General features: G+C 64.6%; 9 protein-coding genes. 4 read left to right on the top strand and 5 right to left on the bottom strand.

Annotation, left to right across the window (positions count from 1 at the left end; translation table 11 throughout):
• Window positions 1-234: 234 nt before the first annotated feature.
• The 5 genes from ACS8YF_RS13090 to tkt form a co-directional block, all read right to left on the bottom strand.
• Window positions 235-2,514 carry a copper-transporting P-type ATPase gene (locus ACS8YF_RS13090; protein WP_440850640.1) on the bottom strand — a complete coding sequence of 760 codons (2,280 nt, stop codon included), beginning with the start codon at window positions 2,512-2,514 and terminating at the stop codon, window positions 235-237.
• Window positions 2,515-2,533: 19 nt separating this feature from the next.
• Complete coding sequence (locus tag ACS8YF_RS13085; RefSeq protein WP_440850665.1) at window positions 2,534-2,671, bottom strand: NfeD family protein; 138 nt, start codon at window positions 2,669-2,671, stop codon at window positions 2,534-2,536.
• A gap of 13 nt (window positions 2,672-2,684) precedes the next feature.
• A complete protein-coding gene (locus ACS8YF_RS13080; RefSeq protein WP_440850667.1) occupies window positions 2,685-2,939 on the bottom strand; it encodes a hypothetical protein in 255 nt (84 codons plus the stop codon).
• A 4-nt stretch (window positions 2,940-2,943) separates the two neighbouring features.
• The gene (locus ACS8YF_RS13075) at window positions 2,944-3,291 is read right to left on the bottom strand and encodes an SHOCT domain-containing protein (protein ID WP_440850639.1); all 348 of its coding nucleotides are present in this window, start codon (window positions 3,289-3,291) and stop codon (window positions 2,944-2,946) included.
• 250 nt (window positions 3,292-3,541) lie between these two features.
• Window positions 3,542-5,680, bottom strand: coding sequence for a transketolase (tkt, locus tag ACS8YF_RS13070; RefSeq protein WP_440850638.1), 2,139 nt, complete (start codon window positions 5,678-5,680; stop codon window positions 3,542-3,544).
• A 373-nt stretch (window positions 5,681-6,053) separates the two neighbouring features.
• Here tkt and ACS8YF_RS13065 point away from each other — a divergent pair, with 373 nt between their 5' ends.
• Genes ACS8YF_RS13065 through ACS8YF_RS13050 form a run of 4 tightly spaced genes read left to right on the top strand, consistent with a single transcriptional unit; the run spans window position 6,054 to window position 13,064 of the window.
• On the top strand, window positions 6,054-9,932 hold the full coding sequence (locus tag ACS8YF_RS13065; RefSeq protein WP_440850637.1) for a GH36-type glycosyl hydrolase domain-containing protein: 3,879 nt from the start codon (window positions 6,054-6,056) through the stop codon (window positions 9,930-9,932).
• Window positions 9,917-10,945, top strand: coding sequence for a phosphogluconate dehydrogenase (NAD(+)-dependent, decarboxylating) (gene gnd / locus ACS8YF_RS13060; protein WP_440850636.1), 1,029 nt, complete (start codon window positions 9,917-9,919; stop codon window positions 10,943-10,945). The genes ACS8YF_RS13065 and gnd overlap by 16 nt, the downstream gene beginning before the upstream one ends.
• The gene (gene zwf, locus ACS8YF_RS13055) at window positions 10,942-12,369 is read left to right on the top strand and encodes a glucose-6-phosphate dehydrogenase (protein WP_440850635.1); all 1,428 of its coding nucleotides are present in this window, start codon (window positions 10,942-10,944) and stop codon (window positions 12,367-12,369) included. The genes gnd and zwf overlap by 4 nt, the downstream gene beginning before the upstream one ends.
• A complete protein-coding gene (locus ACS8YF_RS13050; protein WP_440850634.1) occupies window positions 12,366-13,064 on the top strand; it encodes an HAD family hydrolase in 699 nt (232 codons plus the stop codon). Before zwf ends, ACS8YF_RS13050 begins: the two co-directional genes overlap by 4 nt.
• Window positions 13,065-13,072: the final 8 nt, after the last annotated feature.

The raw sequence follows: 13,072 nt of genomic DNA, 5'->3' as shown, positions 1-13,072 counted from the left end.
GCGGCTCCAGTGGCGCCTGATTCGGGCGCGAAGGAGAAGCGATAGCCCGGTTCTGCCTGGCCACATCGTCATATCTTTGCTGGGCTCGGCCGCGGCCCGTCTGTGCGCTGGAACACGCATACAGGACCCAACCCCATGCCCTCCGCTACAAACGGATATCCGTTCGGGTTAACCCACGCTAATGCCGCCATTTCTGAAAACACTCCAACTGGCGATCGGGGCGATGGGTGACCGCTAAAGTCGCGAGCGCCGCAAGCGCAGCGCATTCGTGATCACGGACACCGAAGAAAAACTCATGGCTGCCGCCGCCACCATGGGCGATAACAGGACGCCGAACAGCGGATACAACACACCGGCGGCGACCGGTACGCCGGCGCCGTTGTAGATGAAGGCGAAAAACAGGTTCTGCCGAATATTGCGCATGCTCTGTTCGGATAATCGGCGCGCCTTGGCGATACCGCGCAGGTCACCCTTGACCAGGGCGATACGGGCGGACTCCATGGCCACGTCGGTCCCGGTGCCCATGGCGATACCAACATTGGCTTTCGCGAGCGCCGGCGCATCGTTGATCCCATCGCCGGCCATGGCCACCTTGTGGCCCTCGCGCTGCAGCTTCTCGACCAGCGCATGCTTGTCTTCGGGCAGCGCTCCGGCGTGGACCTCGTCGATAGCCAGCTGTCGGGCCACGGACCGCGCCGTGTTTTCGTTATCCCCGGTGAGCATGATTATCCGCAGGCCAGCCTCGTGCAGGATGCGGACGGCTTCCGGCGTGGTCTTCTTGACCGGGTCCGCGACCGCGATCAGGCCCGCGATCCGGCCGTCCACAGCGCTCAGCATGACCGTCTCGCCCTCGTCGCGCCGCTTGTCTGCGGCGGCCTCCAGCGCACTGGGGTCGACATTGTTGTCGGTCATCAGTCGGCTGTTGCCAACGAGCACAAGGCGGCCGTCGATCTTGCCGCGCACGCCCTGACCGGTGATCGACTCGAAGTCGCTGACCGCAACCGGCTTCACGCCTCTGTCGGCTGCTCCCTCCACGATCGAGCGCGCCAACGGATGTTCGCTGGCGTTTTCCAGCGAAGCCACCAGGCGGACCAGCTCGGACTCATCGAATCCGCCCGCGGTTTCGACGGCGACAAGTACCGGCCGGCCCTCGGTCAGGGTGCCGGTCTTGTCGACCAGCAGCACATCCACCTGCTCCATGAGCTCGAGTGCTTCGGCATCCCGAATGAGGATGCCCTCGCGCGCCCCGCGGCCGACGCCGACCATCACCGACATGGGCGTGGCCAGACCCAGCGCGCAGGGGCAGGCAACGATCAGCACCGAAATGGCCGCCACCAGAGCGTAAGCCAGGCTTGGCGCCGGCCCCACCAGCGCCCAGACGACGAACGCGACAACAGCGCTGCCCACGACGGCGGGCACGAAGAGGCCAGCGACCTTGTCCGCAAGCCCCTGGATCGGCGCGCGCGAGCGTTGCGCCTGGGCAACCATGTCCACGATACGGGACAGCACGGTATCCTCGCCGACGCGGGCCACGTTCATCACGAAGCTGCCGGTCTGATTGACGGTGCCACCAGTGACCGCATCGCCCACGCTTTTTTCCTGCGGGATGGGCTCCCCGGTGATCATGGATTCGTCCAGGGTCGAGTGCCCCTCGAGGATCTCGCCGTCCACCGGCACTTTTTCGCCCGGGCGTACCCGCAGATGATCGCCTGCTTCCAGCGTATCCAGGGCGACCTCTTCGTCGTTGCCGTCGGCGTCGATCCGGTGCGCGCTGGGCGGCACCAGGTCCAGCAGGGATTTCAGTGCCTGCGAGGTCTCACCGCGGGCGCGGGCCTCCATGACCTGGCCCAGCAGGATCAGCGTAATGATCACCGCCGCCGCCTCGAAATAGATCGGCGCGTTACCGTGGCTCTTGAAAGCGGCCGGCAGCAGCTCGGGGGCCACCAGGGCGAAGACCGAAAAGCCGTAGGCCGCACCGACCCCGAGCATGATGAGCGTCCACATATTCGGACTGACATTGACGACGGATTTCCAGCCGCGCTTGAAAGCGAAGCCACCGCACCAGAGCACTACCGGCGTGGCCAGCGCGAACTGAATCCAGCCGAAGGCGGCACCCAACAGGTCGCGAATACCCAGGCCCGGCACCATCTCGCCCATGGCCAGCAGCAGCACCGCCGCGGAGAGCGGCACGCTTACCCAGAAGCGTCGGCGCATGGCCTTGAGTTCGGCGTCGTCTTCCGAGCCGCTGGACACGGTGATCGGTTCCAGTGTCATGCCGCACTTGGGGCAATCGCCGGGCGCGTCCTGGACGATCTCGGGATGCATGGGACACGTGTATTGTGTCTGCCGTCGCGGCGGCGCACTCGCCGCCAGCGCCATCCCGCATTTCGGGCAATCGCCAGGTTGGTCCTGCTCGACCTCCGGATGCATGGGACAGGTGTAGACGGCGCTTGCGCGTGACGTGCCCGGGTGGGGCAGCGAATCGGTTTGATTCCGGACTTGCAGCTGAGTCATCGCATGTGCCTTCGGCGTGTTATGGATTGGATTTTTCCGGGATATCACGACGAACCTGCACAACCAGACCGTGACGTCCAATCACTATGATGTTGTCTCCGCTATGTAATATTTCGTCCGAGGTGGCTTTCCAGAGTTCATCATGGATTCGCACCATCAGAGAGCCACCCTCACCGTGTTTGACCGAGCCATGACGGCTTACGATCAACTTCGGACCGGACCTCCCGTGCCGCCGCATGGGACGCAGCACGCTCCAATAAAGCCAGAGCGATACGGCCAATGCGATCAGATAAAGAGGTATTGCCCAGACGAGCGGGAGCAGCCAGAACACCGACAGTGTCAGCAAAGGCAGAAACAGGATGATGTGAAAAATGGGTCATCACCGGTGGCTCGGGCGCGGTATGCAAGCCGTTGCGATCTTTCAAGTTATCAATCGGATAAGTGCTTCTTCTTATCCTGAAACTCCTCCTTGTCGATCTCCCCCCGCGCAAAGCGCTCCTTCAGAATCTCGAGCGCCTTATTCTTCTGCGGACCCGCGTCCAGGTGAGTCTGGTGCGCGCCCATCCCGGTCAGCCAGCGGACCGCTACCACCACCAGTACGATGACGGCGCCGAAGAAGATAATCATCATCAGAGGGGCAAAGAACATCCCGATCCAGCCTCCATTCCACATCATGCCCGGGCCGTAATAGCCATTCCCGGTTTGGGCCCAGGCCGGTGTGGCCACAGCCGTAGCAGCGACCAACAGGGTCGACGGCAGTTTCCTGATTCCACCCATGGCAGCACTCCAACAAGGTTCCTGGATGACATGGGGTGATCAGACCATGGCTGCCGAGCCTAGACCGTGATCTGCGTCAATAAATGAGCGGCGTGCGCGGTATTTCGACACGCCTGGTTGTTCCGATCCCCCAGCCAGTCGCCAATAATCGTCGAAGACAACGGCTGGTGCGTTGGCAGCGGTCAATACGGCATTCGTCAGGCGTGTCGAGAATGATTCCCGGACTGCACGCATCGCACGTTAGCCGGGATCATCCCCTCTCTGTTGGATCAGTCGCTGGGCTCCACGTCGTCGGCACAGAATGCGTACCGTATGAACCGCGATTAACGGCGACCAACCGGAGGGCACGCGCCACCACCGCCTCGATCGTGAAGCCGTACTCGGGCAGCAGAATGTCGGCAGGCGCCGATGCGCCGAAGCTGTCGATACCCAGCACATCGCCGCGATCGCCCACATAACGGTGCCAGCCCTGCGTCGCGCCGAGTTCCACCGCCAGGCGGGCCGATACCGCAGGCGGCAATATCTCCTCGCGATACGTCAGCGACTGGGCATCGAACAAATCCCAACTCGGCATCGATACGCAGCGCACAGCGACACCTTGGCTCTGGAGGACCTCGGCTGCCGCCAGAATCAGCCCGACTTCAGAACCACTAGCCATTAGAATCAGCGCCGGCAGCTCGTTGTCCGCGGCGGCGTCGGGCGTTGGCGGTAACAGGCTGTAGGCGCCACGGCGCAGGCCCTCGGCGCTGGCGTATCGAGTGCGATCGAGCGTCGGCAGGTTCTGCCGTGTCAGCACGAGCAGCACCGGTCGATCACGAGTTTGCACGGCGACTCGCCACGCAACGGCGGTCTCGTTGGCATCGGCGGGCCGGATCACGCTGAGATGGGGAATGGCCCGCAGGCTCGCCAGCTGCTCCACGGGTTGGTGCGTTGGCCCGTCTTCGCCCACCGCGATGCTGTCGTGCGTGAACACGTGAATCACGTGCAGCCCCATCAGCGCCGCCAGCCGGATCGCCGGGCGCATGTAGTCGGAAAAGATCAGAAAGGTCGAGCCATAGGGCAGGAAACCGCCATGGGCCGCTAAGCCGTTCACGATCGCGCCCATGGCATGTTCGCGCACGCCGAAATGCAGGTTTCGCCCGGCACGGCTCCAGCCGCCGCCGTCGCTGCCCTGGGTGTCGACGGCGGCCATCTCGGCCGGTTCAAAGTCGCCCAACGCCTTGAGCTCGGTATGGGTGGACGGGTCGAGATCGGCCGAGCCGCCTATCAATGTCGGCAAGCGCGGCGCGATGGCGTTCATCACAGTGCCGCCGGCTACGCGCGTCGCCATGCCCCTGGCATCGGCCGGGAAGACCGGCATATCTGTATCCCAGCCCGGCGGCAGATCGCCGCACAGCCGCCCTTCGAGTTCCGCGGCCAGTTCCGGAAAAGCGCGCTCATAGGCGCTCATGCGCGCGGTCCAATCCGCCTCGGCCTGCGCTCCACGTTCACACGCCTGTCGAAAGAACGCCAGCGCCGAGGCGGGCACGAGAAACGGCGGATCGACCGGCCAGCCCAGCGTCTCCTTGGTCTGTTTCACGTCCGCCACGCCCAATGGCGAGCCATGTGCCTTGTAGCTGTCCTGCTCGGGCGAACCGAAGCCGATATGCGTCCGCACGAGAATCAGCGTCGGCCGGTCGGTATCGGCGCGGGCCGCCTCCAACGCGGCACCGATAGCGGCTACATCGTTACCGTCGGCCACGGTCAGCGTCTGCCAACCATAGGCCGCAAAACGTTGCGCGCGGTCTTCCGAGAAGGTGATATCGATGCCGGCCGACAGCGTGACCCGGTTGTCGTCGTAGAGACAGACCAGCTTGCCGAGCCGCAGGTGCCCCGCCAGCGAGGCCGCCTCCGAGGCAATGCCTTCCATGAGATCGCCATCGCTGACGATGGCCCAGGTGCGATGATCGATCGGCACATGGCCATCGCGGTTGTAGCGCGCGGCAAGATGCGCTTCGCCGATGGCCATGCCAACCGCGTTCGCCAGGCCCTGGCCCAATGGGCCCGTGGTGATTTCGACGCCCGGCGTATGCCCGCGCTCCGGGTGACCCGGGGTCTGGCTGCCCCATTTGCGGAAGTGCTTGAGATCATCCAACGACAGGCCATAGCCGGTCACATACAACAGGCTGTAAAGCAACGCCGAACCGTGCCCGGCCGACAACACGAAGCGGTCACGGTCGGCCCAGTTCGGGTTGTCCGGGTGGTGCTTCAGTTGCTGCGTCCACAGCGTATAAGCCATGGCCGCGGCCCCCAGCGGCAAGCCGGGGTGGCCGCTGTTGGCCTTCTGCACCATGTCGACCGCGAGGAAGCGCAGTGTATTGATGCATTCCAATTCAAGCGAATGGGACATGAAGCCACCTCTGGCATGACTCGATCAGGGCGCGTCGTTGACGCACATCGACGTAGAGCATCGGTCGAACGTCGGCCTTCACTCGCGTCACGGAAACATACAAACCATGCCTGCGCTGGCCACTCGCTGCGTGCTACAGGCGAAAGCATGGCGGTCCACGGAACGGCGCCACCTGCGCATTACCCCACCGATTGTCGACCGTTCCAGAGGCTCTCCCCTTTCGCGACGGCACGCTAACCGCAGATCCGAAAACAACCGTATCCATGGCCGAACTCTGGGCCCGGTCCGCCACTGCGTCCGTCTGCCAGCGCACAGACGCACGGCCGCCGCGAAGGCATCTTTATGTCCGGATACTCCGCGAATCGTTTCAGTCATGCCCGACATTCAGTTGCTGTCGAACGGTGCCTACCACGTGATGATCTCGGCGGCCGGCGGTGGCTACAGCCGTTGGCAGGGGCTCGCGCTCGTCCGCTGGCGTGAAGACGCAACGCTCGATTCCTGGGGAACCTTCTGTTATCTGCGCGACGAAACGCGCGAGGCGAGCTGGTCGACTACATTACAGCCGTCGCGGCAGCCCCCCGAAGTCTACTCATATGACTTTGCGGCCGGTCGCGCGACATTTCGACGTTTCGACCACGACATCGAGGCGCGCACGGAGATCGCCGTGGCAGTGGATGCCGACGTCGAGCTTCGCCGTCTCGTCGTCACCAATCATTCCGACCAAAAAAGAACCCTCAGCGCGACCAGCTATGCCGAGATCGTTCTGGCCCCTGCGGCCACCGACTCGGCACACCCGGCCTTCAGCAAATTATTTATCCAGACCCAGATCGAGCCGGACCTCCAAGCCATTCTGGCGACCCGGCGCCCGAGCACGCCTGACGATCCCACGCCATGGCTGTTTCATCTGGCTAGGGTCCGCACTGGCGACGCCAGTCCAGTTTCCTATGAGACCGACCGCAAACGCTTTATCGGTCGCGGGCGCAGCAGCGCCGATCCGCTGGCGCTGGATACAAGCGCGCCGCTCTCGGGCAGCGCAGGCCCGGTGCTCGACGCCATCGCGGCCATCCGGGTCCCATTCGTTCTCGATCCGGGGGCATCGGTCACAATCGACTGGATCACGGGCATCGCGGCGACGCATGAGGCCTGTGTAAAGCTGGCGCGCACGGTCTGCGACGGACGCGTCAGCGCCGGCATTCTCGAACAGACCAACACCTATCAAGCAACCACGCTGCAGGCATTGCAGGCAAGCAACGCCGATGCGCTGGTCTATGCGCGAATGGCGGCGGCCATCCTTTATATGGACGGCTCGTTGCGTGCCGATGCGAACGTCATCGCGCAGAACCGCCGCGGCCAATCGGATCTCTGGAAATTCGGCATCTCCGGCGATGTCGCCATCGTGTTGCTGCGCCTGACCGACCGGGACCGACTCGACCTCACGCGGCAACTGATTCAAGCCCACGCGTACTGGCAAGCGCATGGTCTTGCAAGTGAACTGGCCATTCTCTGCGCGGCAGGTACCGACCACCGCGATCCGACCCTCATCGGCCAGGTGCGCGCGTTAGTCGGTTCGAGCTCCGGTGCGGCATTACTCGACAAGCCCGACGGGATTTTCGTGCTCGACGACGCGCAGTTCGACGCCGACGATCGGATCCTGTTGCAAAGCGTCGCCCGCGTCGTGGTTCATGACACCGCCGGGTCGCTGACTGAACAGGTCATGCGGCGGGCGGCTCCAACGGATGCCGCGAGCCCGGAACCGCCCGGGCGCTCAACGCCGACTGCCGTTGCTGACCGTGCCATAAACAGCGACAAACCATTTAAAAGCGGTTTCACGCCCGATGCGCATGAGTACGTCATCATGGCATCGACGGCGCAGATGACGCCTGCGCCCTGGGTCAACGTGATCGCGAATCCGGACTTCGGCACCCTGGTGTCGGAAAGTGGCAGCGCAACCACCTGGAGCGAAAACGCGCACGAGTTTCGCCTGACGCCCTGGTCGAACGACCCGGTCGGCGACGCCAATACCGAAGCTTTTTACATCCGCGACGAGGGCAGCGGCCACTTCTGGTCCCCCAGCCTGCTGCCCACCCCGGGCGCCAGTCCATACGTCACGCGCCACGGCTTCGGCTACAGCGTGTTCGAACACACCGAGGACGGGATCGAATCCGAACTGTCGATCCACGTAGTCATCGATGCGCCGATCAAGTTCTCGGTACTGACCCTGCGCAACCACTCGGACCAAGCTCGCCGACTCTCGGTGACGGGCTATCTCGACTGGGTGCTCGGCGACGAACGCGCGAAGACGCTGATGCACATGGTCACTGAATTCGACCAGGCAGCCGGCGCTCTGTTCGCCCGCAATGCCTACAACACGGACTTCGCCGAGCGCACGGCTTTCTTCACCGTCGACGCGCCTGACGCCGACGGCACTGTAGAAGCCTGCGCCGACCGCGGTGACTTCCTTGGCGCCGGCGGTTCCCTGGCCGCACCTGCCGCGATCGCCCGGGCGCGGTTATCCGGCCGCGTCGGCGCAGCACTCGATCCCTGCGCCGCGCTACGCGTCGTATTCGACCTGGCCCCCGGGCAGGAACGGGTGGTCGTCTTCCGGCTCGGTGCCGGCAAGACACCAACCGAGGCACACGAACGGGTCCATGCATCCCGCGGCGATGCGGCGGCACAGGAGACGCTCGAGGCGGTGCAGGCCTATTGGCAGCGCACGCTGGGCGCGGTCCAGGTACAGACGCCGGACCGGGAACTGAATGCCCTGGCCAATGGCTGGCTGCTGTACCAGGTCATCGCCTCGCGCCTCTGGGGTCGCACCGGGTTCTACCAATCCAGCGGCGCGTTCGGTTTTCGCGATCAATTGCAGGATGTGATGGCGCTGGTCCACGCCGCGCCGGGCCTGGTACGCGAGCACCTGCTGCGCGCCGCCTCACGTCAGTTCGTGGAAGGCGACGCCCAGCATTGGTGGCACCCGCCCAACGGCAAGGGCGTGCGTACGCATTGTGCGGACGATTTTCTGTGGCTGCCGCTGGCGATCTGCCGCTACGTCGAGACCACCGGCGACGACGGCGTGCTGGACGAATCCTGCCCATTTCTTGAAAGCCGCCCCTTGCATGCAGGCGAAGCATCGAACTACGAAAACCCCCGCTCGTCTGCGGACACTGCGAGCCTGTATGAACACGCTGTACGCGCGATCCGCCACGGCCTGTCCTACGGCCGCCACGGCCTGCCGCTCATGGGGTCGTGCGACTGGAACGACGGCATGAATCTCGTAGGCGCCGAGGGCAAGGGTGAAAGCGTCTGGATGGCCTTCTTCCTGATCACGGTGCTCACACGCTTCGCGCCGCTGGCCCGTGAGCACGCCGATTCCGTCTTCGCCGATCTGTGCGAACACGAAGCGCAACAACTGGGCGAACGGGTCAACGCCTGCGGCTGGGACGGCGGGTGGTATCGACGCGCGTGGTTTGACCACGGCACGGTGCTCGGATCGGCCGAGAACAGCGAATGCCGGATCGACTCGATCGCCCAGAGTTGGGCGGTCTTGTCCGGTGCCGCACCAACCGAAAGAGCGCAGGCCGCGATGGACGCTCTCGACCGGCACCTGGTGCATCGCGATACACGGCTCATTCAGTTGCTTGAGCCGCCCTTCGATACCTCGAAGCCATCGCCGGGTTATATCCAGGGCTATGTGCCCGGCGTGCGCGAAAACGGCGGTCAATATACCCATGCGGCAGTCTGGGCGGCCATGGCTTTCGCCGCGCTGGGCGATGCCGAGCGCGCCTGGGAACTGTTGACCTTGCTCAATCCACTGAGCCACGCCGAAAGCGCCGAGGCTGTGGCCACTTATCAGGTCGAACCCTACGTCGTGGCCGGCGATGTCTATGCCTTCGCGCCGCACGCCGGCCGCGGCGGCTGGACCTGGTACACCGGCTCGGCAGGCTGGTTGTATCAACTGATTACCGAGTCGCTCCTCGGCCTTAGACGGCGTCGAAATGAACTCACCGTCCGACCGCTGCTACCGAAAGACTGGGCCTCGTTCGGTCTGCAGTATCGCCTCGGCGCAACGTCATACGACATCGCATGCCAGGCGGGCGACTCGGCACTTTCGAGCACTACGCTCGATGGTATCGAAGCCCCGCACGGCACGCTCACGCTGACCGACGATGGCGAATCGCATTCGATCGTCGTGATCGTAGGCAGCAACCACGATCAGCAACAAATAAATCGGAGAGCGCCATGCAACTCGGAATGATCGGTCTGGGCCGGATGGGCGCGAGCATGGTTCGACGCCTGATGAACCAGGGGCATGCGTGCATCGTTCACGACACGCAACCCGAGGCGATGGCGCCGTTGTGCAAGCTCGGTGCGGTCGGCGCGACTTCGATGGCCGAACTGGTGCAGACCATGGACCCGCCGCGCGCGATCTGGTTGATGGTCCCGGCGGCGGTCGTCGACTCGGCGCTGGATGCTCTGACCATCCATCTGGAACCCGGCGACATCGTGATCGACGGGGGCAATTCCTACTACCGCGACGATATCGGCCGCGCGCAGAAGATGGCGGTCGCCGGCACGCATTATGTCGACGTCGGCACCAGCGGCGGCGTCGCCGGCGAGACGCGCGGCTACTGTCTGATGATCGGCGGCGAGAACGAGATCGTCGCCCACCTGGAACCGATCTTCTCCGCACTCGCCCCCGGGGTCGGCTCAGTCGCCCGCACCCGCGGACGCAGCGGTACGCCCGGGCCGGCCGAGCAGGGGTTTCTGCACTGCGGCCCGAGCGGCGCCGGTCATTTCGTGAAGATGGTGCACAACGGCATTGAATACGGCGTGATGGCGGCCTACGCCGAAGGGCTGGCTATTCTGCATCACGCCGATATCGGCAGGCACCCGCCCACAAGCGACGCCGAAACGGCGCCGCTGCGCGAGCCCGAGTTCTACCAATACCAGCTGGACCTGCCCAAGATCGCCGAAGTCTGGCGCCGCGGCAGCGTCATCGGCTCCTGGCTGCTCGACCTGACCGCCGATGCACTGTTGGACGATTCCCAGCTGTCCGGCTACGACGGCCGAGTCTCGGATTCCGGCGAAGGCCGCTGGACCATTCAGGCGGCGATCGACGAGGCGGTGCCCGCGCCGGTGCTCACCACTGCATTGTACGAACGTTTTGCCTCACGCGGCGAAGCCGACTTTGCCAATCGCTTGCTCTCTGCCATGCGCCACGAGTTCGGTGGCCATGTTGAGAAACCGCACGAGGAGTCGTCCGAATGAGTCCGGCCACGCTATCTCAGTCAACCGACGAAGCCGCGCATTCGGACGCGTTGGTAATTTTCGGCTTCAGCGGCGATCTAGCCAGCAAGAAGATCTTTCCGGCGCTCTACGCGATGGTCAGGAAAGGCACGCTCACCGTGCCGGTGATCGGCGTGGCTTGCTCGCCCTGGGACACCGACGAATGGCATCGCCATGTACGCGCCAGCGTGGAACAGGACGCCGCCATCGACGACGAGGCCGCCTTTGACCAGCTGATATCGCTGCTCGACTATGTCGCCGGCGACTACGCCGATGAGGGCACCTTCGCAGCGCTGAAGAAGGCGCTCGGCGCCGCCGAACGGCCAGCCCATTACCTGGCGATTCCGCCGGCCCTGTTTCCCACGGTGATCCGCAGTCTCGGTGCCGCCGGCCTGGCCGAGAACGCCCGCGTCATCGTAGAAAAGCCCTTCGGACGCGATGTGGCATCCGCACGCGAGCTCAACGCCATCGCCCGCTCGGTCTTCCCGGAAGACGCGATTTTTCGCATCGATCATTACCTCGGCAAGGATGCGATCATGAACATCCTCTACTTCCGCTTCGCCAATTCGTTCCTCGAGCCGATCTGGAACCGCAACTACGTAGCGAGCGTGCAGGTGACGCTGGCCGAAGCATTCGGGGTCGGCGAGCGCGGCGGCTTCTATGAAAGCGCCGGTTGCCTGCGTGACGTAGTCGAGAATCATCTGTTCCAGATCGTCGCCCTGCTGGCGATGGAACCGCCTGCCTTCCAGAGTTTCGCGGTCGTCCACAGCGCCAAGGCCAGCGTGCTTCGGGCCATGCAACCGCTGACGGCCGACGCCCTGGTACGCGGGCAGTACAACGGCTACCGGCAGGAGGCGAATGTGGCGCCCGACTCGGATGTCGAGACCTTCTGTGCGGCGCGCCTGTTCATCGATTCCTGGCGCTGGGGCGGGGTGCCCTGGTATCTGCGGGCCGGCAAGCGGCTGCCCACGACTGCCGTCGAAGTCCGGGTACAACTGCATGCCCCGCCGCAACATCTATTCGATGACGCCGACCCCGGCGCAGGACCTGCGAACTACCTGCGGTTCAAGCTGCAGCCGGCCTCGTCGATTGCCCTGGCCGCCCGGATCAAGCAGCCGGGCAAGGCATTCGTGGGTAACCAGCGTGAACTCTATCTGCACGAGGACAACCACCAGGCGGAAACACCCTACGAGCGGCTGCTCGGCGATGCGATGGCGGGCGACGGCGCGCTGTTCACGAGTCAGGACGCCGTCGAGGCGGCCTGGGCCGTGGTCGAGCCGGTGCTCGGCGAGCATGCCCCGGTAGTAGCCTACGCGCCGGGCAGCTGGGGACCGGCAGGCGCCGACACGCTGATCGCTGGCGATGGCACCTGGCACGATCCGCAGCCGGAGGAGCCGCCGTCATGACACCGGATTGGGTGTTCCTCCTCGATGTCGACAACACCCTGCTCGACACCGATCGCTTCGTCGCCGACCTGCACCACCGCCTCGAGCAGGCGTTCGGCGCTGACAGCGCGGCGTGCTACTGGAGCGCCTTCGAAGCATTGCGGGCCGAACTGGGCTATGCCGATTATCTCGGCGCCCTACAGCGCTACCGGGCCGACATCGAAACCGTGGGTCTCCAGGAGCAGCGCCTGCTGCAGCTGTCGAGCTTCCTGATCGACTACCCCTTCGCCGAGTGCCTGTTCCCGGGCGCGCTCGACCTCCTCCAGCGCCTGGCCGGGTTCGGACCGACCGTGATCCTGAGCGACGGCGATGTCGTGTTGCAGCCGCGCAAGATCCAGCGCTCGGGCCTGTGGGATGCGGTCGATGGCCGCGTGCTGATCTATGTTCACAAGGAACAGCGGCTTGCCGCGATCGAGGCCCGGTATCCGGCGGCGCGCTATGTCGTCGTCGACGACAAGTTGCGGTTGCTCACGGCCATCAAGCGGGTCTGGGGCGAACGGGTGATCACAATCTTCCCGCGCCAGGGCCACTATGCGCTCGACGCCACGTCCACCGACCGCTATCCGCCGCCCGACCACACGGTCGAGCACATCGGTGACCTGAATAATCTCGACATATCGCGCTGGCTCAACGTCGCCGACGCGGCCCACCCATGACGCCGGAC

Source organism: Salinisphaera sp. SWV1, from assembly GCF_052044155.1.
In the GTDB taxonomy this organism is placed as follows: domain Bacteria; phylum Pseudomonadota; class Gammaproteobacteria; order Nevskiales; family Salinisphaeraceae; genus Salinisphaera.
This window is presented reverse-complemented; position numbering and strand designations above follow the sequence as displayed.

Bases quoted from the DNA above. Each gene is read 5' to 3' on its own strand.
- ACS8YF_RS13090 (WP_440850640.1), bottom strand. From the start codon at position 2,514: ATGACTCAGCTGCAAGTCCGGAATCAAACCGATTCGCTGCCCCACCCG.
- ACS8YF_RS13085 (WP_440850665.1), bottom strand. From the start codon at position 2,671: ATGGTGCGAATCCATGATGAACTCTGGAAAGCCACCTCGGACGAAATA.
- ACS8YF_RS13075 (WP_440850639.1), bottom strand. From the start codon at position 3,291: ATGGGTGGAATCAGGAAACTGCCGTCGACCCTGTTGGTCGCTGCTACG.
- tkt (WP_440850638.1), bottom strand. From the start codon at position 5,680: ATGTCCCATTCGCTTGAATTGGAATGCATCAATACACTGCGCTTCCTC.
- ACS8YF_RS13065 (WP_440850637.1), top strand. From the start codon at position 6,054: ATGCCCGACATTCAGTTGCTGTCGAACGGTGCCTACCACGTGATGATC.
- gnd (WP_440850636.1), top strand. From the start codon at position 9,917: ATGCAACTCGGAATGATCGGTCTGGGCCGGATGGGCGCGAGCATGGTT.
- zwf (WP_440850635.1), top strand. From the start codon at position 10,942: ATGAGTCCGGCCACGCTATCTCAGTCAACCGACGAAGCCGCGCATTCG.
- ACS8YF_RS13050 (WP_440850634.1), top strand. From the start codon at position 12,366: ATGACACCGGATTGGGTGTTCCTCCTCGATGTCGACAACACCCTGCTC.